Source organism: Pseudomonas sp. WS 5010 (assembly GCF_012985565.1).
Taxonomy (GTDB): domain Bacteria; phylum Pseudomonadota; class Gammaproteobacteria; order Pseudomonadales; family Pseudomonadaceae; genus Aquipseudomonas.
This window is the reverse complement of record NZ_JAAQWQ010000004.1, coordinates 212,972-230,938: the sequence shown is the minus strand read 5'-3', so window position 1 is coordinate 230,938 and position 17,967 is coordinate 212,972. Positions and strand designations below refer to the sequence as shown.

19 protein-coding genes are annotated in these 17,967 nt (G+C 64.1%); all 19 read left to right on the top strand.

Translation table 11 applies throughout. The annotated features are described in order from the left end of the window. Positions 1–83 precede the first annotated feature (83 nt). The 19 genes from aspA (at position 84) to HBO11_RS14070 (ending at position 17,604) form a co-directional block, all read left to right on the top strand. Positions 84–1,508, top strand: a complete 1,425-nt coding sequence (aspA, locus tag HBO11_RS14160) for an aspartate ammonia-lyase (RefSeq protein ID WP_038444539.1) — start codon at positions 84–86, stop codon at positions 1,506–1,508. 521 nt (positions 1,509–2,029) lie between these two features. Further along, the gene (locus HBO11_RS14155; protein WP_262376972.1) at positions 2,030–2,866 is read left to right on the top strand and encodes an ABC transporter ATP-binding protein; all 837 of its coding nucleotides are present in this window, start codon (positions 2,030–2,032) and stop codon (positions 2,864–2,866) included. A 39-nt stretch (positions 2,867–2,905) separates the two neighbouring features. Further along, on the top strand, positions 2,906–3,898 hold the full coding sequence (locus HBO11_RS14150; protein ID WP_169955437.1) for an ABC transporter substrate-binding protein: 993 nt from the start codon (positions 2,906–2,908) through the stop codon (positions 3,896–3,898). Positions 3,899–3,926: 28 nt separating this feature from the next. Beyond that, on the top strand, positions 3,927–4,700 hold the full coding sequence (locus HBO11_RS14145; protein ID WP_076963115.1) for an ABC transporter permease: 774 nt from the start codon (positions 3,927–3,929) through the stop codon (positions 4,698–4,700). Then, on the top strand, positions 4,700–5,464 hold the full coding sequence (locus HBO11_RS14140; RefSeq protein WP_169955438.1) for an SDR family oxidoreductase: 765 nt from the start codon (positions 4,700–4,702) through the stop codon (positions 5,462–5,464). The genes HBO11_RS14145 and HBO11_RS14140 overlap by 1 nt, the downstream gene beginning before the upstream one ends. 13 nt (positions 5,465–5,477) lie before the next feature. Beyond that, positions 5,478–6,017: a cupin domain-containing protein gene (locus HBO11_RS14135; RefSeq protein WP_029289969.1), complete on the top strand. Its 540-nt coding sequence runs from the start codon at positions 5,478–5,480 to the stop codon at positions 6,015–6,017. A gap of 4 nt (positions 6,018–6,021) precedes the next feature. Then, positions 6,022–6,900 (top strand): alpha/beta hydrolase, encoded by an 879-nt coding sequence (locus HBO11_RS14130; protein WP_169955439.1) that lies wholly within the window; start codon positions 6,022–6,024, stop codon positions 6,898–6,900. Continuing rightward, positions 6,897–7,730: an IclR family transcriptional regulator gene (locus tag HBO11_RS14125; protein WP_169955440.1), complete on the top strand. Its 834-nt coding sequence runs from the start codon at positions 6,897–6,899 to the stop codon at positions 7,728–7,730. Before HBO11_RS14130 ends, HBO11_RS14125 begins: the two co-directional genes overlap by 4 nt. Before the next feature lies 1 nt (position 7,731). Then, complete coding sequence (locus HBO11_RS14120) at positions 7,732–8,529, top strand: SDR family oxidoreductase (RefSeq protein WP_169955441.1); 798 nt, start codon at positions 7,732–7,734, stop codon at positions 8,527–8,529. After that, positions 8,522–10,204, top strand: coding sequence for a thiamine pyrophosphate-binding protein (locus HBO11_RS14115; protein ID WP_169955442.1), 1,683 nt, complete (start codon positions 8,522–8,524; stop codon positions 10,202–10,204). Before HBO11_RS14120 ends, HBO11_RS14115 begins: the two co-directional genes overlap by 8 nt. Before the next feature lie 10 nt (positions 10,205–10,214). Further along, complete coding sequence (locus HBO11_RS14110; protein WP_169955443.1) at positions 10,215–11,018, top strand: aspartate dehydrogenase; 804 nt, start codon at positions 10,215–10,217, stop codon at positions 11,016–11,018. Positions 11,019–11,028: 10 nt separating this feature from the next. Continuing rightward, on the top strand, positions 11,029–12,522 hold the full coding sequence (locus HBO11_RS14105; RefSeq protein WP_169955444.1) for an aldehyde dehydrogenase: 1,494 nt from the start codon (positions 11,029–11,031) through the stop codon (positions 12,520–12,522). Then, on the top strand, positions 12,522–13,487 hold the full coding sequence (locus tag HBO11_RS14100; protein WP_169955445.1) for a VOC family protein: 966 nt from the start codon (positions 12,522–12,524) through the stop codon (positions 13,485–13,487). The genes HBO11_RS14105 and HBO11_RS14100 overlap by 1 nt, the downstream gene beginning before the upstream one ends. 13 nt (positions 13,488–13,500) lie before the next feature. Further along, positions 13,501–14,643, top strand: coding sequence for an FAD-dependent monooxygenase (locus HBO11_RS14095; protein WP_169955446.1), 1,143 nt, complete (start codon positions 13,501–13,503; stop codon positions 14,641–14,643). Positions 14,644–14,645: 2 nt separating this feature from the next. Continuing rightward, a complete protein-coding gene (locus tag HBO11_RS14090) occupies positions 14,646–14,963 on the top strand; it encodes a hypothetical protein (RefSeq protein ID WP_169955447.1) in 318 nt (105 codons plus the stop codon). A 1-nt stretch (position 14,964) separates the two neighbouring features. Next, positions 14,965–15,192, top strand: coding sequence for a recombinase-like helix-turn-helix domain-containing protein (locus tag HBO11_RS14085; protein ID WP_029289990.1), 228 nt, complete (start codon positions 14,965–14,967; stop codon positions 15,190–15,192). Positions 15,193–15,213: 21 nt separating this feature from the next. Further along, the gene (locus HBO11_RS14080; RefSeq protein ID WP_169955448.1) at positions 15,214–16,248 is read left to right on the top strand and encodes an aromatic ring-hydroxylating dioxygenase subunit alpha; all 1,035 of its coding nucleotides are present in this window, start codon (positions 15,214–15,216) and stop codon (positions 16,246–16,248) included. Continuing rightward, a complete protein-coding gene (locus HBO11_RS14075) occupies positions 16,245–16,652 on the top strand; it encodes a Rid family hydrolase (protein WP_169955449.1) in 408 nt (135 codons plus the stop codon). The genes HBO11_RS14080 and HBO11_RS14075 overlap by 4 nt, the downstream gene beginning before the upstream one ends. Next, complete coding sequence (locus HBO11_RS14070; RefSeq protein ID WP_169955450.1) at positions 16,645–17,604, top strand: PDR/VanB family oxidoreductase; 960 nt, start codon at positions 16,645–16,647, stop codon at positions 17,602–17,604. The genes HBO11_RS14075 and HBO11_RS14070 overlap by 8 nt, the downstream gene beginning before the upstream one ends. Positions 17,605–17,967 lie beyond the last annotated feature (363 nt).

The following is a 17,967-nucleotide window of genomic DNA, read 5'->3' as shown; positions in this document are numbered from 1 at the left end:
TAGCATTGGCCCAAAAACTCCCACAAGCCTAGCATTCACAGCGTTCCGGCCTAGCCCGGGTCCATATCGAGATGATTTCCGTCATGTCCTCCGCTGCATCATTCCGCACAGAAAAAGACCTGCTTGGCGTACTCGAAGTACCTGCCCAAGCGTATTACGGCATCCAGACCCTGCGAGCCGTGAATAACTTCCGTCTCTCCGGCGTTCCGATTTCGCATTACCCGAAATTGGTGGTCGGTCTGGCAATGGTCAAGCAAGCCGCCGCTGATGCCAACCGCGAGTTGGGCCAGCTCAGCGAAGCCAAGCACGCTGCCATCAGCGAAGCCTGCGCCCGCCTGATCCGCGGCGACTTCCACGAAGAGTTCGTGGTGGACATGATTCAAGGCGGCGCTGGCACTTCAACCAACATGAATGCCAACGAAGTCATCGCCAACATCGCGTTGGAGGCCATGGGCCACAACAAGGGCGAGTACCAATACCTGCACCCCAACAACGACGTGAACATGGCGCAGTCGACCAACGACGCCTATCCGACCGCGATCCGCCTGGGTCTGCTGTTGGGCCATGACGCGCTGCTGGCCAGCCTCGACAGCCTGATCCAGGCGTTCGCCGCCAAGGGTGTCGAGTTCGGCCACGTCCTGAAAATGGGCCGTACCCAGCTGCAAGATGCCGTGCCGATGACCCTCGGCCAGGAATTCCGTGCCTTCGCCACGACCCTGGGTGAAGACCTGGCACGCCTCAAGACCCTGGCGCCGGAGCTGCTGACCGAAGTCAACCTGGGCGGCACCGCCATCGGTACCGGCATCAACGCCGACCCGCGCTACCAGGCCCTGGCTGTACAGCGCCTGGCCACCATCAGCGGCCAGCCGCTGGTACCGGCGGCCGACTTGATCGAAGCCACCTCCGACATGGGCGCGTTCGTGCTGTTCTCCGGCATGCTCAAGCGTACGGCGGTGAAGCTGTCGAAGATCTGCAACGACCTGCGCCTGCTGTCCAGCGGCCCACGTACCGGGATCAACGAAATCAACCTGCCAGCGCGTCAGCCAGGCAGCTCGATCATGCCCGGCAAGGTCAACCCGGTCATCCCGGAAGCCGTGAACCAGGTGGCCTTCCAGGTCATCGGTAACGACCTGGCCCTGACCATGGCGGCCGAAGGCGGCCAACTGCAACTGAACGTGATGGAGCCGCTGATCGCCTTCAAGATCTTCGACTCGATCCGCCTGCTGCAACGCGCCATGGACATGCTGCGCGAGCACTGCATCGTCGGCATCACCGCCAACGAAGCACGCTGCCGCGAACTGGTGGAGCACTCCATCGGCCTGGTCACCGCGCTGAACCCGTACATCGGCTATGAAAACGCTACCCGCATCGCCCGCATTGCCCTCGAAAGCGGCCGCGGCGTGCTGGAACTGGTGCGCGAAGAAGGCTTGCTCGACGACGCCATGCTCGACGACATCCTGCGCCCGGAAAACATGATTGCCCCGCGTCTGGTGCCTTTGAAGGCCTGAACGCATGTAGCACCGCTCACCAGGTTGAGGGACTAGACACCTCTCACCCTTTTGAGGGCTTGAAGACTTGCTCTTCAGGCCCTTTTTTTTGCCCGCAATTTGCCAACCCCCAACCTTTGTAGGAGCCGGCTTGCCGGCGATGAGGTCCTCAAGGCAGGTACAACATTTCAAGGACGCCATCGCCGGCAAGCCGGCTCCTACATAAACGCAACCAGTCCCTCGAATGCGTTTTACATATAAAACAAATAACGCCTTTCGCAACTTCCCCGCGTTACCCAATAAAGCACCGACTTCTTGCAACTTCCCATTACACGCTCAAGCAGTGTGCAATTTCGTGCCATATAAGAACCAACGTTTCATATATGAAACAACCAACTTCCAACTACTAGAACCTAAATCACTAATATCAAAGGATATTTACTAATAGTTTGTAGGAAATAACCCCCTGGCATTGTTCATGCACTAAACGGCGTATCACCTATAAAACAGACCAGAGTACCTACCTGATGGCTGTGAAAGAGATGTACGCCGTGACGCCCCAATGGAATAACCAAGCTCTCAGGGAAGAGCTGGAGCCGACTGAAATTGAATTTCGCAATGTCGGTAAATGTTTCCCGGCCAAGGGTAAAGCAGACGCGCCCTTCGCCATTCGCGAGGTGAACTTCAAGATTCGCCGGGGTGAAGTGGTGTCGATCATCGGCCCTTCCGGTTGTGGCAAGAGCACCATCCTGAACATGGGCTCAGGCCTGTACCGCCCCAGCGAAGGTGAAGTGTTCGTTGGTGGCGAGCCGGTCACCGGGCCGGTGCCGCAGGTTGCGTTCATGTTGCAAAAGGACCTGCTGATGCCCTGGCGCAGCATCCGCCGCAACGTCGAACTGGGCCTGGAGATCCAGGGCGTACCCGCCGCCACCCGGCAGAAAGTCGCCCTCGACCTGCTCGAGCGCTGCCACCTCAATGGCTACGCCGATCACTACCCGTTCCAGCTCTCTGGCGGCATGCGCCAGCGCGCCGCCCTGGCCCGCACCCTGGCCATCGACCCGCAGGTGCTGTTCCTCGACGAGCCGTTCTCGGCCCTCGATGCCCAGACCAAGATGATCCTGCAACAGGACATGGCGCGGATGCTGTTCGACGAGAAGAAGACCGCGCTGTTCATCACCCATGACCTGATCGAAGGCATCGCCATGTCCGACCGCTTGCTGGTCATGAGCGCCCGCCCCGGCACGATCATCGAGGAAATCAGTATCGACCTGCCGTTTCGCGACAACCCCCTGGAGCGCCGCAAGCTGCCGGAAATCGGCCCGCTGGTCGGCCGCCTGATGGAGTTGCTCCAAGTCGGCGCCGACACCGAACTGCACTGATCACCGCCCTTGCGGCCCCCAACCGATTCAGGAGTCCCCATGCTCAAGTCTCTGTTTCAACGTCTTTGCGCCCTCAGCCTGGGCCTCGGCATGGCCTGTGCCGCCCAGGCGCAGCCGACCAAGGTCACCTACCTGCTGCCGGCGCCGCCCAACTCGCCCGCGTTCGCTCCGTGGATCATCGCCAAGGAAAAGGGCTACTACACGGCCCAGGACCTGGACCTGACCTTTATCGCCGCCAAAGGTGGCGTGGACGTGGCCAAGCAGATCGGCGCCGGTAATGCGCTGATCGGCGGGGCCATCGGTGACACGCCGATCGTGGTGCGGGCCAATGGCATCCCGGTGCGCGCCGTGGCGGTGCTGGGCGACGGCGGGGTGACGATGATCGCCACCAACGCCAAGGACAACATCAACAGCGTCAGCGACCTCAAGGGCAAGACCATGACGGTGATGTCGTACTCCGACACCACCTACTACGCCCTGCTCGCCTCGCTGCGCAAAGCCGGGCTGGGCAAAAACGACGTGAACATCCAGGCCGCCGGCCCCGCCGGGGTCTGGCAATTGTTCTCCGCCAACAAGGCCCAGGCCATGGCGGGCGTGCCGGACTGGGTGATCAATGCCGAGGAAGCCGGGGTGCAGATCAAGCTGATCCCCCAGGACCAGATTTTCGAGAGCATGGCCCAGGCGATTCTCGCCTCCGACGACGCGATCAAGAACCAGCCCCAGATTGTGCGCGGCGTGGTCCAGGGCACCCTGCAAGGCATGCGCGACATCATCCAGGACCCGCGCGCCGCCGCCGTGACCTTCGCCAAGGCGGTACCGGCCTACGCCGGCAAGGAAGACTCGCTGGAGAAGATCTTCAAGCTCTACGTCGAACACGTCTACGCCAAGCAGGCCGTGCTCGGGCACATCGATCCGCAGCACCTGGACAAGGTCCTGCAGTTCTATGTCAGCGAAGGCATCGTCACCCAGGCGACTCCGCTTGAAGACCTCTTCACCAACCAATTCGTCGACAGCCCGGTCGCCGCACAGTGAACCACCGGGATATTGAGGTACGTACACGATGAAAAACAACAACTCCGTGCTCGGTAGCGTCGCGCTGCTGATCCTGTTCCTGGTGCTTTGGCAATGGGGCCCCGGCCTGCTCGGCATGCCCGAGTTCGTCATGCCCAAACTCAGCCGCGTGGCCCAGGAAGGCCTGGTGATGTGGCAAACCGGCGGCCTGCTGCAACACACCCTGATCACCGCCCTGGAGATCGTCGTCGGCTTCGCCCTCGGCGCCCTGCTGGGAGTGATGATCGGTGTCTCGCTGGGCCTGTCGCCGGCGGCCGAAGCCATGTTGTCGCCGTACATCCTGGCCTTGCAGATCGCCCCGAAAGTCGCCTTCGCGCCACTGTTCGTGATGTGGCTGGGCTACACCATCTACCCGAAGATTCTGATCGCGATCCTGATCGTGTTTTTCCCAGTGATGATCAACGTGCTCTCGGCGATCCGCACCGTCGACCCGGACATGATCAACCTGGTACGCACCATGAATGCCAGCCGCTGGCAGATCTTCCGCCTGGTGGAGTTCCCGTCGGCCATGGCCGCACTGTTTTCCGGCCTGCGCATTGCCTCGACCCTGGCCGTGATCGGCGTCACCGTCGGTGAGCTGGTCGGTGGCAACCAGGGCCTGGGCTTCTTGCTGGTAGACGCCGAGGGCCAGGGCAACACCGCCGGGGTGTTCGTCGCCATTGTCGCGCTGACCCTGATTGGGGTGATCGCCTACGGCGCAGTGGTGTGGGCGGAAAAACGCGTCCTGCACTACATGCCCAAAGCCATGTTGAGCACCCAATGATGAGCCGCCATGACCTTTTGCTTGCAGGCCGCCGCGTGCTGGTCACCGGTGGCGCCCGGGGCCTGGGCTATGCCTTTGCCCAGGCCATCGGCCAGGCCGGCGCCCGGGTGGTGATTGCCGATGTGCTGCACGAGCGTGTACAGCAGGCCGCCGGCGAATTACGGGCGCTGGGCCTGGACGTGCAGGCCGTGGCTGTCGACCTGGCGCAATCCACCTCGATCCAGGCCTGTGTCGACGCGACGATCAGCCTGCTGGGCGGCCTCGACGGCCTGGTGAACAACGCCTCGATCACCAACTCCGGGGGCAAGGGCTGCGAAGAGCTGAGCATCGACACCTGGGACCAGGTGATGCAGGTCAACGTGCGCGGCACCTGGCTGATGACCACCGCCTGCCTGCCGGCCCTGCGCGCCAGCGGCCAGGGCGCCATCGTCAACCTGGCCTCGGACACCCCGCTGTGGGGTGCACCGAACCTGTTGGCCTACGTCGCCAGCAAGGGCGCGATCATCGCCATGACCCGCAGCCTGGCCCGTGAGCTGGGCAGCGACAACATCACCGTCAACGCCATCGCCCCTGGCCTGGTGCTGGTGGAAGCCACCGCCTACGTGCCCGAGGCGCGCCACCGTTTGTACAACGACCAACGGGCCCTGCAACGCCCGCAATTGCCCGAAGACGTCAGCGGCGCCGTGCTGTTCGCGCTGTCCGACCTTGCCCGCTTTATCACTGGACAAACCCTGCCGGTCAACGGCGGGTTCGTCATGCCTTGATCTGGAGACTGTCATGACTGATCTATCTGCCCAAAACGACACCCCAAAAAGCTGGGACCGCCCTGCCGGCGCCAGCCTGGAAAGCTGGATGAGCACGCGCATCGCCCGCTACGAGACGCGCAAGTACGACTGGGATGCCCTGAAGTTCCAGGCCGACTACGACCCCAAGTTCCGCCGCGCGCAAATGCGCTACATCGGCACTGGCGGCACCGGCATCAGCACCGACATGAACACCATCCCGTCGGAGCACTTCACCTTTTCCACCATGGTCATCCCGGCCGGCCACGAAGGCCCGCCGCACCTGCACATTGACGTCGAAGAAGTGTTTTTCGTGCTGCGCGGCAAACTCAAGGTGGTACTGGAAAAGGACGGCGAGCGTTTCGAAACCATCCTCACCGACCGCGACGTGATTTCCGTGCCGCCGGGCGTGTACCGCGAAGAGATCAATATCGGCGACGAAGACGCGCTGATGTGCGTGATGCTCGGCGCGAAAAAGCCGATCACCCCGACCTATCCGCCAGAGCACCCTCTGGCCTCGATCAAGCGCGGGTAAGCCCATGTTGCCAGGACTCACCCAAGCCGCGCCGACGGCCGACCTGCAAGCCCAACTGCAGCGCGACTTCCCCCAGCGCCTGGTCGCCGCCGCCGGTGGCCAGCAGGCCCTGCGCGAATGCGGCACGGGGCCGGCGGTGGTGTTGCTGCACGGCATCGGCTCGGGCGCGGCGTCCTGGCTGCAAGTGGCACAGCACCTGGCGGCCCAGGCCCGGGTCATCGCCTGGGACGCGCCCGGCTATGGCGACTCCAGCCCCCTGGAGTCGGACGTGCCCAAAGCCGAGCAATACGCCGCCCGCCTGGTACAGATGCTCGATGCGCTGGAGGTGAACGAGTGCGTGCTGGTCGGCCATTCCCTGGGCGCGCTGACCGCCCTGGCATTGGCCCGCAGTGCGCAGGCCCAGCGGGTGAGCCGCCTGGTGCTGATCAGCCCGGCTCGCGGCTATGGCGCACCTGAGCGCAGCCAGCAGCGCCAGCAAGTACGCCAGCAACGCCTGGATAACCTGCAACGCCTGGGTATCACCGGCCTGGCCGCACAACGCAGCGCCCACATGCTCTCGCCGCGGGCCCAGCCCGAAGCGTTGGCCTGGGTGCACTGGAACATGGCCCGCCTGAACCCGCTGGGTTATCGCCAGGCCATCGAATTGCTGTGCGGCGACGACTTGCTGCGCCACGGCCAACCTGCAATGCCCTGCGAAGTGCATTGCGGCGAAGCCGACGCCATCACCACGCCCGACACCTGCCTGGGCGTGGCCAAGGCCCTGGGTGCCAGCTTCAACCTGATCGCCGACGCAGGCCATGCCAGCCCCATCGAACAACCGCTGGTGGTTGCCGGTCGCCTGGCCTACGCCCTCAAACAATCCCTGACAGGTAGAACCCTATGAACGACTCAGATCTGCTGAAGGATGCTCAGGACAAATACATCGTGCCGGGCCTGGAGCGCGGCTTGCTGCTGCTCTGCGAGTTCAGCCGGCGCAACCGCACCCTGACCGCGCCGGAGCTGGCACGGCGCCTGGCGCTGCCGCGCTCGACCATTTTCCGCCTGCTGACCACCCTGGAAACCATGGGCTTCGTCACCCGCAGCGGCAACGAATACCGCCTGGGCATGTCGGTGCTGCGCCTGGGCTTCGAGTACCTGGCCTCGCTGGAGCTGACCGAACTCGGCCAGCCGCTGCTGGCCCGTTTGTGCGACCGGGTTAACTACCCCAGTAACCTGGTGGTGCGTGACGGGCGTTCCATCGTCTATGTGGCCAAGGTTTCGCCGCCGTCGGTGTTCTCCAACGCGGTCAACGTCGGCACCCGCCTGCCGGCCCATGCCACGGTGCTGGGGCGCATCCTCCTCGAAGACCTGTCACTAGCCGAACTGCGCGAGCTGTACCCCGAGGAGCACCTGGAACAGCACTCCCACTGCACCCCCAAAACCGTGATGGAGCTGTTCGACATGCTCCAGGCCGACCGCCAGCGCGGCTTTGTCAGCGGCGAAGGGTTCTTTGAATCGGCGATTTCCACAGTGGCCGCGCCCGTGCGCGACCAGAGCGGCGACATCGTGGCCGCCCTCGGCGTGACCATCCCGACCACGCAGATCGGTCATGTGAATTTTGAAGAGCTGTTGACCCAGGTACGACGCAGCGCCGACGAGCTGTCGCGCCTGCTCAACTACAACGGCGGCGCCCACAGCAGCCAGCCCCGCGTCACTGCCTTGATGAGAGATTGAGATGAGCCTTTATCCATTGCAGGGCCGCACCGCAATCGTCACCGGAGGCTCCTCGGGCATTGGCCTGGCGTGCGTCGAGCTGCTGCTGGAAGCCGGCGCCGCCGTTGCGTTCTGCGGCCGCGATGCAGAACGCCTGCGCCGTGCCGAAAGCGACCTGCGCCAACGTTTCCCCCAAGGCCAACTGCTGGCCCAGGTGTGCGATGTGCTCGATGGCGAAGCGGTCAACGCCTTTGCCAGCGCCAGCCAGGCCGCGCTGGGCGCCGCCAGTGTGTTGATCAACAACGCCGGGCAAGGCCGGGTCTCGACCTTCGCAGACACCACCGACAGCGCCTGGACCGAAGAGCTGCAGCTGAAGTTTTTTTCGGTGATCAACCCGGTCCGCGCCTTCAAGCCGCAGCTGCAAAACCAGGCCGATGCCGCCATCGTCTGCGTCAACTCACTGCTGGCCAGCCAGCCGGAGCCGCACATGGTCGCCACCTCGGCCGCCCGCGCCGGGATCAAGAACCTGGTGCGCTCGATGGCCACCGAGTTCGCCCCGCAAGGCATCCGCGTCAACGGCATCCTGATTGGCCTGGTGGAGTCCGGGCAATGGCGCCGCCGCTTCGAAGCGCGTGAAGAACGCGACCTCGACTGGGCGCAATGGACCGCCCGCCTGGCCCAACAAAAACATATTCCCCTGGGGCGCCTGGGCCTGCCGATTGAAGCGGCCCGCGCGATCCTGTTTCTGGCCTCGCCTCTGTCGGCTTACACCACAGGCAGCCATATCGATGTATCCGGAGGCCTGTCCCGCCATGCGTAATGAAAACACTGTCACCGTGGGCGCTGCCATCACCGCCTTTCTCGAACAATGCGACGTCAAGGCCGCGTTTGGCGTGATCTCGATCCACAACATGCCGATCCTCGATGCCTTCGCCGTGCGCGGCAATATCCGCTTTGTCATGGCCCGGGGTGAAGCCGGCGCCGCCAACATGGCTGACGCCTATGCCCGTACCACCGGCGGCCTGGGCGTGTGCCTGACCTCCACCGGCACCGCCGCCGGCAATGCCGCCGGCGCCATGGTTGAAGCGCAGACTGCCGGCACCCCGCTGCTGCACATCACCGGGCAGATCGAGACGCCATACCTGGATCAGGAACTGGCGTATATCCACGAAGCCCGCGACCAGTTGAACATGCTCAAGGCCGTGTCCAAGGCCGCCTTTCGCGTGCGCAGCGTCGAGACCGCCATCAGCACCCTGAAGCTCGCGGTACAGACCGCCCTCACCGCGCCCACCGGCCCGGTCAGCGTCGAGATCCCGATCGATATCCAGTCGACCTTTATCCCGATGCCTACCGACCTGTCGCCGCTGCCGATCCCGGTCGCCGTGCCGGCACCGGAAGCCCTCGACCTGGTGGCCGCGCGCCTGGCCAGTGCCAAGCGCCCGATGCTCTGGCTCGGTGGCGGCGCACGGCATGCCGGGGCGCAGGTCAAGCGCCTGCTGGCGATGGGCGTGGGGGTGATCACCTCGACCCAAGGCCGTGGCGTGGTCAATGAAGACGACGAGCGCTGCCTGGGGGCCTTTTCGCAGAACAAACGGGTCGAGCAGTTCCTGCAAACCTGCGATGCACTGCTGATCGCCGGGTCGCGCCTGCGCAGCAACGAGACCTTCAAGTACGCGCTCAAGCTGCCGCAGAACACCCTGCGCATCGACGCCAACCCGGCCATCGAAGGCCGCAGCTATGCCAGCGAGCTGTTTATCTGCGGCGATACGGCCCTGGCCCTGGACGGCCTGGCTGACCGCCTGGAAGGCCGCCTGCACACCGACCCGCAGTTCCTCAGCGAACTCAAGGCCGTGCGCGAGCAATCGCGCAACCAACTGGTGGCGGACCTGGGCCCGTACTCGGCGATGGTCGAGCAATTGCAGGCCAGCACCGGGCGCAACTTCTCCTGGGTGCGCGATGTGACCCTGTCCAACAGCATCTGGGGCAACCGCCTGCTAAACCTGTACCACCCCCGCGCCGGGGTTCACGCCTTGGGCGGCGGTATCGGCCAAGGCCTGGCGATGGGCATCGGGGCAGCGGTGGCAGCCGCTGAAACCGCGCCCGAGCGCAAGGTGTTCGCCCTGGCGGGCGATGGCGGTTTCATCCTCAACCTGGGTGAGCTGGCGACCCTGGTCCAGGAGCGCGCCAACCTGGTGATCCTGCTGATGAACGACCAGCGCTATGGGGTGATCCGCAATATCCAGGACGCGGTCTACGGCAGCCGGCATTGCTATGTCGACCTGCACACCCCGGACTACACCAAGCTCGCCGAATCCATGGGCTTGCGCCACGGCCTGGTCACCGACCTCAAGGATTTCGGCAAGGTGGTCGACAGCGCCCTGAGCCAACCCGGCCCGTTCCTGCTGGAAGTGGACATGCTCAGCGTGGGCAATTTCGCCACCCAGTTCGCCGGCCCGCCCAACAGCGAAACCAAAGCCCAGAAGGCCACCGCCTGAGGATCGCCGCATGTTGCATATCACCATGATCGGCTGCGGCGCCATTGGCGTCGGCGTGCTGGAGTTGCTGGAGAACGATCCGCAGCTGTGCGTGGATTACGTCATCGCCTCCGAGGGCTCCGAGGCGTTGGTGCGCCAGCGCCTGGCCAGTTTCAAGCGACCGCCGCAGGTGCTCACCGCCTTGCCCGCCGATACGCGCCCGGATTTGCTGGTGGAGTGCGCCGGCCACCGCGCTATCGAGGAACATGTGCTGCCGGCCCTGGAGCGTGGGATTGCCTGCCTGATTGTGTCGGTCGGCGCCTTGTCCGAAGTGGGTCTGGTCGAGCGCCTGGAAGCAGCCGCTGAGCGCGGCAAGACCCGCATCGAGCTGCTGCCCGGTGCGATTGGCGGTATTGATGCGTTGTCGGCGGCCAAGGTCGGCGGCCTGGATTCGGTCAACTACACCGGGCGCAAGCCGGCCCGCGCCTGGAAAAACACTCCCGGCGAGCAGGCGTGCGACCTGGACACCATCAGCCAAGCCACGGTGATCTTCCAGGGCAGCGCCCGCGAAGCCGCGCGGCTGTATCCGAAAAACGCCAACGTCGCCGCCACCCTGTCCCTGGCCGGGCTGGGCCTGGATCGCACCCACGTCACGCTGATCGCCGACCCCCACAGCGACGAAAACGTCCACCACTTCGAAGCCCGTGGCGCCTTTGGCCGTTTCGAGTTGAGCCTGCGCGGCAAGCCGCTTTTGGCCAACCCCAAGACCTCGGCGCTGACCGTGTACAGCGTGGTCCGTGCGCTGGGCAACCACGCCCATGCCATCTCAATTTAGGAGCCCGTCGATGACTCTCGAACAGACTTTACCGATCTGCATCGCCGGCCACTGGCGCCTGGGCCGTGGCGAACGCTACGCCAGCCGCTACCCGGCCACCGGCGAGGCCGTGGCCTGGCTCAATGCTGCCGATTTGCAGGATGTGGAAGACGCCATCCAGGGCGCACACCAGGCCTTCCTGCACAGCGGCTGGGCCCAGCGCAAACCCCATGAGCGGGCCAGCGTGCTGTACCGCATCGCCGAGCTGATCCGCCTGCACAGTGAAGAGCTGGCGCAGCTGCAACGCCAGGACAACGGCAAGCCGATCAATGAAACCCGCGCGCTGGTGGCCAGTGCGGCCGGCACCTTCCAGTTCTTCGCCGCCGCCTGCGAAACCCTGGAAGAAACCATCACCCCCTCGCGCGGCGATTTCGTCAGCATGAGCGTGTATGAGCCGATGGGCGTGGTCGCCGCGATCACCCCGTGGAATTCGCCGATTGCCAGCGAGGCGCAAAAGGTCGCGCCAGCCCTGGCGGCGGGCAATGCGGTGGTGATCAAGCCAGCGGAAATCACCCCGCTGCTGGCCCTGCGCCTGGCGCGCTTGTGTGAAGAGGCCGGCCTGCCCAAGGGCCTGATCAGCGTGCTGCCCGGCAAAGGCTCGCTGCTGGGTGATGCGCTGACCCGCCACCCGCTGGTCAAGCGCGTGTCGTTCACCGGCGGCACCCGCACTGGCAAGCACATCGCCCATATCGCCGCCGACAAGATGATGCCGGTGTCGTTGGAGCTGGGCGGCAAGTCGCCGACCATCGTCCTTGATGACGCCGACCTCGACCACGCGGTGGCGGGCGTGCTCTACGGCATCTTCAGCTCTTCGGGCGAGGCCTGTATTGCCGGCTCGCGGCTGTTTGTCGCGCGCGCCCTGTACGAACCCTTCATGCAACGCCTGGTAGCCGCCGCCGCGAACCTGCGCATGGGCGACCCGGCCGACGAAAACACGCAGATGGGCCCGCTGATCAGCGCCAGCCATCGTGAATCGGTGGAACGCTACGTCGCCCTCGGCCTGGCCGAAGGCGGGCGCCTGCGCCTGGGTGGGCAGCGCCCCAGCGGCGGCCTGTATGACCAGGGTTACTTCTACCCGCCGACCATCCTCGAAGACCTGCACAACCAACAACAGGTGTGCCAGGAAGAAATCTTCGGCCCGGTGCTGGTGGCCATGCCCTTCGACGATGAAGAGCAACTGCTGGAGCAGGCCAACGACAGCCTGTACGCCCTCGCGGCAGGCATCTGGAGCCGCGACTACAAGCGCGCCTGGGCCCTGGGCCGGCGCTTGCAGGCCGGCACGGTGTGGATCAACACCTACAAGCAGTTCTCGATTTCCACGCCGTTCGGCGGTTGGCGCGACAGCGGCCTGGGCCGCGAGAAAGGCCGCCTGGGGATCCTGCAATACATGGAACAAAAGAGCCTCTACTGGGGCATGAACCAACAGCCACTGGCCTGGGCCGGTGTGCCACACGAGGTAGCGTGATGAGCGTTTTAGGTATTGATGAAGTCACCTATGGCGTCGAGGACCTCGACACCTGCGTGCGTTTTTTCAGCGACTGGGGCCTGACCCAGGTCAGCGCGCAACCCGATGAGGTGATCTTCGAGACCCTCAACGGCTGCCGCGTAGTGCTCGCCGACCTGAACAAACCCGGCCTGCCGCCCGCCATCGAGGCCGGCTCGACCGTGCGCGAAGTGGTGTGGGGCGTGGCCGACGCGGCGGACCTTGCGCTGTACGCCGAACGCATCGCCAACGACCCGGGGTTTGTCGAGGGCAACGGGCGTATCGGCTGCACCGACCCCAACGGCTTGGCGATCCGCCTGCAAGTGACGCGCAAGCGTGAGCTGGAGATCGAGTGCAGCGGCCACAACACCTGGCAGACCAAGGGCCGGATCAACAAGGCGGCGCCGATCTACGAGCGCGCCACGCCGATTGAGGTCGGTCACGTGGTGTTTTTCGTCAAGGACGTAAACGCCTGCGAAGCCTTCTACCACGAACGTTTCGGCTTCCAGGCCTCGGACCGCTACCCGGATCGCGGGGCCTTTTTGCGCACCGCCGAGGAAGGCGGCCATCACGACCTGTTCATGCTGCAACTGCCGGCGCCACGGGCCGGCCTGAACCATGTGGCCTTTACCGTGCGCGATGTGCACGAGGTGTTTGGCGGCGGCATGCACGTGTCCCGCAGCGGCTGGCCGACCGAGATCGGCCCTGGGCGCCACCCGGTGTCTTCGGCGTTTTTCTGGTACTTCAAAAACCCCGCTGGCGCGCTGGTGGAGTACTACGCCGACGAAGACCAACTGACCGGCGAATGGCAGCCCCGCACCTTTGAGCCGGGGCCCACGGTGTTCGCCGAATGGGCGATTGCCGGGGGTATCGACGGCAATACCCGGCGCCAGCAACACGTCGAGGCGCCGCAAGGCAAGTTCCTCACCGACAAACCGAAACCTTGAGCAGGAGTCGCACATGCCTTCCTTAAATATTGCTATCGCCGGCGCCGGCATCGGCGGCCTGACCGCCGCGATCGCCCTGCACCGCGCCGGTCACCAGGTCACCGTGTTTGAACAGTCCAAGGCCTTTTTGCGGGTCGGTGCCGACATCAACCTCACCCCCAACGCGGTACGGGCGCTGGATGGCCTGGGAATTGGCGCCGCCGTGCGCATCCCGGCCGCGCGGCCGACCCACCGTATCAGCCGGATGTGGGACAGCGGCGAAGAGACGTCACGCCTGGAAATGTCCGACGCCGCCGAGCAGAAATACGGCGCCCCGCAACTGACCATCCACCGCGCCGATCTGCTGGCGGCCCTGGCCGAAGTGTTCCCGCTGGAGCAGGTGCAGTTCGCCAAGCGTGCCGAACGGGTCGAGCACACTGACGACGGCATCTGCCTGCATTTCAAGGATGGCAGCCAGCACCACTGTGACGTGCTGATCGGCGCCGACGGTATCCACTCGGTGGTGCGCAACGCGCTGTTCGGCGAAGAGCACCCGCGCTTTACCGGGGTGGTGGCATACCGCGCGGTGGTGCCGGCCGAGTTGGTGGCCCATGTGCCGAATATCCAGGCCTTCACCAAATGGTGGGGCCCCAACCCGCAGAGCCAGATCGTTACGTTCCCGCTGAACCAGGGCAAAGATATTTTTATCTTCGCCACCACCGCCCAGGACAGCTGGCACGAAGAGTCGTGGACCAGCGCCGGCGATGCCGACGAACTGCGCAGCCACTACCAGGCATTCCACCCCGACGCCCGTGCCCTGCTGAATGCGTGCAGCGATGTGCTCAAGACCGCGCTGTATGAGCGCGACCCGCTGCCGTTCTGGTCCAAGGGACCCATCACCCTGCTGGGCGATGCGTGCCACCCGATGATGCCGTTCATGGCCCAGGGTGCCGGCCAGGCCATCGAGGATGCGGTGGTGCTCGCCCGTTACCTGCAAGACCTCGACAGCCCGTCCCAGGTCGCCGCTGCCTTGCAGGGCTATCAGCAGGCGCGCCTGGAACGCACCAGCCAGATCCAGATCGGCTCGCGCGGCAACCAGTGGCTCAAGGACGGCGGCAATGCCGATTGGGTCTACGGCTACGACGCCTGGACCATCCCCACCCAAAGCGCGGCCTGACCATGAGCGACACCTTGCTGGTGACCGTGCTGCTCAAGCACGACCAATCAAAAAACCTGGAAGACATTCAGCGGCACATGAAGCAGCAGGACTGGTGGGAGCGCTTTCCACCGCAAGGCGTGGAGGTGGTGAGCTGGACCGTGGCCATGGGCCTGGGCCAGATCGTCACCCTGCGCTTGGCGCCGGGCCTGCTGCCGTCCCTTAACGTGGAGCTTGAGCGCTCGGCGTGGGGCGTGTTCAGCACTGAAGTTTTCCCGACATACGACTTTATCCCGGTGCGCGAAACCATCCGCGAACGGGTACGCAACGGAGGTCAATGACATGAGCACTACCGAACGATTCCTCGAGCCCCATCAGGCGCGCAAACGGCCCAATACCCAGTTTGAAGAGCTGCTGGGCGACTCCATCGAGCGCGCCTTCGGCAACGGCGTGACCGAGTTGGCGGCCCTGCTCGCCCACCTCAACCTGGCCGGCCCGCCCTGCCCGCTGACCAGCGGCGAGTGGACGGCAGATGCCTATCAAACCCTGATGGCCCGGCTGGGCGAATGACCCGGCAGAAGGAATAAAAAAATGACTATGCAATTGACCGTCGACCCTGTTGAAAACCATCTGGCCAATGGCCTCAAAGACCTCTGGTTCCCGGTATTACCCTCGGACCTGCTAGGTGAAAAGCCGGTATCGGTACGCCGCCTGGGCTACAAGATCGCCCTGTGGCGCGATAACGATGGCCGCGTGCACGCCCTCGAAGACCATTGCCCCCATCGCGGTGCGCCGCTGTCCCAGGGCCCGGTGTTGGGTGATCGCCTGCAATGCCCGTATCACGGCATCGAAGTGCGCTGTGACGGTACCGTGACCAAGGTACCGGGCAGCCCCGGCTGCAAACTCGAAGGCAGCCGCCCGACCCGCATGTTCCATACCCGCGAAGCGGCAGGCGCGATCTTTTTGTTCAATGCCACCGACCCGCATTTAACGACCCCGCCGGAACTGGTGCTGCCCGAGCAACTGACGTCCCCGGAGTGGAGCAGCTTCGTCTGCTACACCGAGTGGAAAGGCGACTACCGCTACGTGATCGACAACGTCATGGACCCAATGCACGGCACCTACCTGCACAAGATGTCGCACTCGATGAGTGAAGGCGAAGCCACCGCCAAGTTCGTCACCCGCGACACCGAAAACGGGTTCTTCTTCGAGAAGGAAGGCCAGCGCGGGGTGAACTTCGACTGGACCGAGTTCATGGACAACGGCTGCCATTGGCTGCGCCTGGAAATCCCCTACCCGAAAACCGGCGGCCCGGGCGGCAACTTCACCATTATCGGCAGCTACACCCCAAGCAGCCGCGCGCTCTCGGCGGTGTTCCACTGGCGCTGCCGACCGCTGACTGGCTGGCAGCGCGACACCTGGCGCTTCCTCTACAAAAACCGCCTGGAAGCGCGGCACTGGGCCGTGCTGGAGCAGGATCGGGTGCTGCTGGAGTTCATGGAACCGGACGCCAACCAGCGCGAAAACCTCTACCAGCACGACCTGGGTGTGGTGCGCATGCGCCGTTACCTGAAGAACGCGGCCAAGGCCCAGCTCGAACTGATCGACGCGAAGCAACTGCCATGAACCCGGTCGTGGTGGCGCCCGCCGGGGCCAGTTGGTCGAATGCGCTGCTGATCGGCCGCGAGGTGGTGATATCCGGGATGACCGCACACCCCGCCAGCCGCGAGGCGACCCTGGATTGCTACGCCCAGACCCTGGTGGTGCTGGGCAAGATCCAGGCGCTGGTGACGGCGGCCGGTGGGCATCTGGGCAATATCTACCGGCTGACGGTGTACCTCACCGATATCGCCGACAAGGACCAGGTGGGCCGCGCACGCCGCGATTTCTTCGCCGGGCAGGCCGTATTTCCCACGTCCACCCTGGTGGCCGTCAGCGCGCTGGTGTTTCCTGAACTTCGGGTCGAGATCGAGGCCAGTGCCCGGCTCGATGTCGACCTGCGTACCGTCACAGAGGTGAATGATGTCTAAGCCCTCCCTGCTCAACGCCCGCGTACACACCCTGCGCTATGAAGCCGAAGGCATCATCAGCGTGGAGTTTCGGCCGTTGGGCGATACCGTGTTCCCGCCGTTCGAGGCCGGCTCGCACATCGACCTGCACCTGGCCAACGGCCTGGTGCGCAGCTACTCGCTGCTCAATTCTCCCAGCGACCAGGGGCGCTACACCGTGGGCATCCTGCGTGACCGCAACAGCCGCGGCGGCTCGGAGTATGTGCACAGCCAACTGCGGGTCGGCATGGCGCTGTCGATCTCGGCGCCGCGCAACAACTTCGCGCTGGACCTGAGCGCCAGCCACAGTGTGCTGGTGGCCGGTGGCATCGGCATTACGCCGATCTACTGCATGTTTCGCCAACTGCTGGCCCAGGGCAAATCCGCCGAGCTGATCTATTGCGCACGCTCGCGCCAGGAAGCGGCATTGGTGGAAGCCTTGAACGGCCTGGATGCGCGGGTGGTGTACCACTTCAACGACGAAAAAGGCGTGCCGCCGGACCTCGCCGCCTACCTCGCCGGCCAACCTGCGGATACGCACTTCTACTGTTGCGGCCCAACGCCGATGCTGGATGCGTTCGAGGGCACCTGTGAGCGCCTGGGTTATCCCCATGCCCATATCGAGCGCTTTACCGCCGCCGAACTGCCGCCCAGCGAAGATGCGCAGAACCGCTATAGCGTGGAGTTGAAAAAGTCCGGCAAGACGCTGTCGGTGGAACCCGGCTTGAGCTTGCTGGATGTGCTGCTCGAAGCCGGTTGCGACATCGATCACAGCTGCCGCGAGGGGGTGTGCGGCTCCTGTGAAACCCGGGTGGTGGAAGGCCAGATCGACCACCGCGACGGGGTGCTGACCAAGGCCGAGCGCGCGGCGAACAAATCGATGATGGTGTGTGTTTCGGGCTGCAAGAGCCAACGGTTGGTGCTGGACCTCTAGCCCCCCTGTAGGAGCGAGCTTGCTCGCGAAGAACGTTAACGATAACGCGGTTTATCCTGAATAACCGCGTTACCCTCAAATTCTTCGCTCGCGCCTACAGGATCACCCGCAAAGTGCCCGTTTCATTGGCAGCGTGCAATAAAGACGCACCTATCACGGGCAACTTTGTTACCGCACTTACGGATTGTTTCATGGGTTATACACAGCGCTTTGTTTCCCATATAAACAATTGTTTTTAAGCGGTTTTTTATAAAATCCAAACTAATTTACCGCCTGGCACACTTCCTGCTCTACTCCCGTGCATCCACTGATTAAACGGCGTTTCGCCGATAAAACAATAAGAACCAACACTTAAACCCGGTA

Coding starts and splice junctions, on each gene's coding strand:
- HBO11_RS14070 (WP_169955450.1), top strand. CDS start 16,645: ATGTCTAAGCCCTCCCTGCTCAACGCCCGCGTACACACCCTGCGCTAT.
- HBO11_RS14095 (WP_169955446.1), top strand. CDS start 13,501: ATGCCTTCCTTAAATATTGCTATCGCCGGCGCCGGCATCGGCGGCCTG.
- HBO11_RS14155 (WP_262376972.1), top strand. CDS start 2,030: ATGTACGCCGTGACGCCCCAATGGAATAACCAAGCTCTCAGGGAAGAG.
- HBO11_RS14145 (WP_076963115.1), top strand. CDS start 3,927: ATGAAAAACAACAACTCCGTGCTCGGTAGCGTCGCGCTGCTGATCCTG.
- HBO11_RS14135 (WP_029289969.1), top strand. CDS start 5,478: ATGACTGATCTATCTGCCCAAAACGACACCCCAAAAAGCTGGGACCGC.
- HBO11_RS14110 (WP_169955443.1), top strand. CDS start 10,215: ATGTTGCATATCACCATGATCGGCTGCGGCGCCATTGGCGTCGGCGTG.
- HBO11_RS14120 (WP_169955441.1), top strand. CDS start 7,732: ATGAGCCTTTATCCATTGCAGGGCCGCACCGCAATCGTCACCGGAGGC.
- HBO11_RS14080 (WP_169955448.1), top strand. CDS start 15,214: ATGACTATGCAATTGACCGTCGACCCTGTTGAAAACCATCTGGCCAAT.
- HBO11_RS14105 (WP_169955444.1), top strand. CDS start 11,029: ATGACTCTCGAACAGACTTTACCGATCTGCATCGCCGGCCACTGGCGC.
- HBO11_RS14090 (WP_169955447.1), top strand. CDS start 14,646: ATGAGCGACACCTTGCTGGTGACCGTGCTGCTCAAGCACGACCAATCA.
- HBO11_RS14150 (WP_169955437.1), top strand. CDS start 2,906: ATGCTCAAGTCTCTGTTTCAACGTCTTTGCGCCCTCAGCCTGGGCCTC.
- aspA (WP_038444539.1), top strand. CDS start 84: ATGTCCTCCGCTGCATCATTCCGCACAGAAAAAGACCTGCTTGGCGTA.
- HBO11_RS14100 (WP_169955445.1), top strand. CDS start 12,522: ATGAGCGTTTTAGGTATTGATGAAGTCACCTATGGCGTCGAGGACCTC.
- HBO11_RS14125 (WP_169955440.1), top strand. CDS start 6,897: ATGAACGACTCAGATCTGCTGAAGGATGCTCAGGACAAATACATCGTG.
- HBO11_RS14115 (WP_169955442.1), top strand. CDS start 8,522: ATGCGTAATGAAAACACTGTCACCGTGGGCGCTGCCATCACCGCCTTT.
- HBO11_RS14130 (WP_169955439.1), top strand. CDS start 6,022: ATGTTGCCAGGACTCACCCAAGCCGCGCCGACGGCCGACCTGCAAGCC.
- HBO11_RS14075 (WP_169955449.1), top strand. CDS start 16,245: ATGAACCCGGTCGTGGTGGCGCCCGCCGGGGCCAGTTGGTCGAATGCG.
- HBO11_RS14140 (WP_169955438.1), top strand. CDS start 4,700: ATGAGCCGCCATGACCTTTTGCTTGCAGGCCGCCGCGTGCTGGTCACC.
- HBO11_RS14085 (WP_029289990.1), top strand. CDS start 14,965: ATGAGCACTACCGAACGATTCCTCGAGCCCCATCAGGCGCGCAAACGG.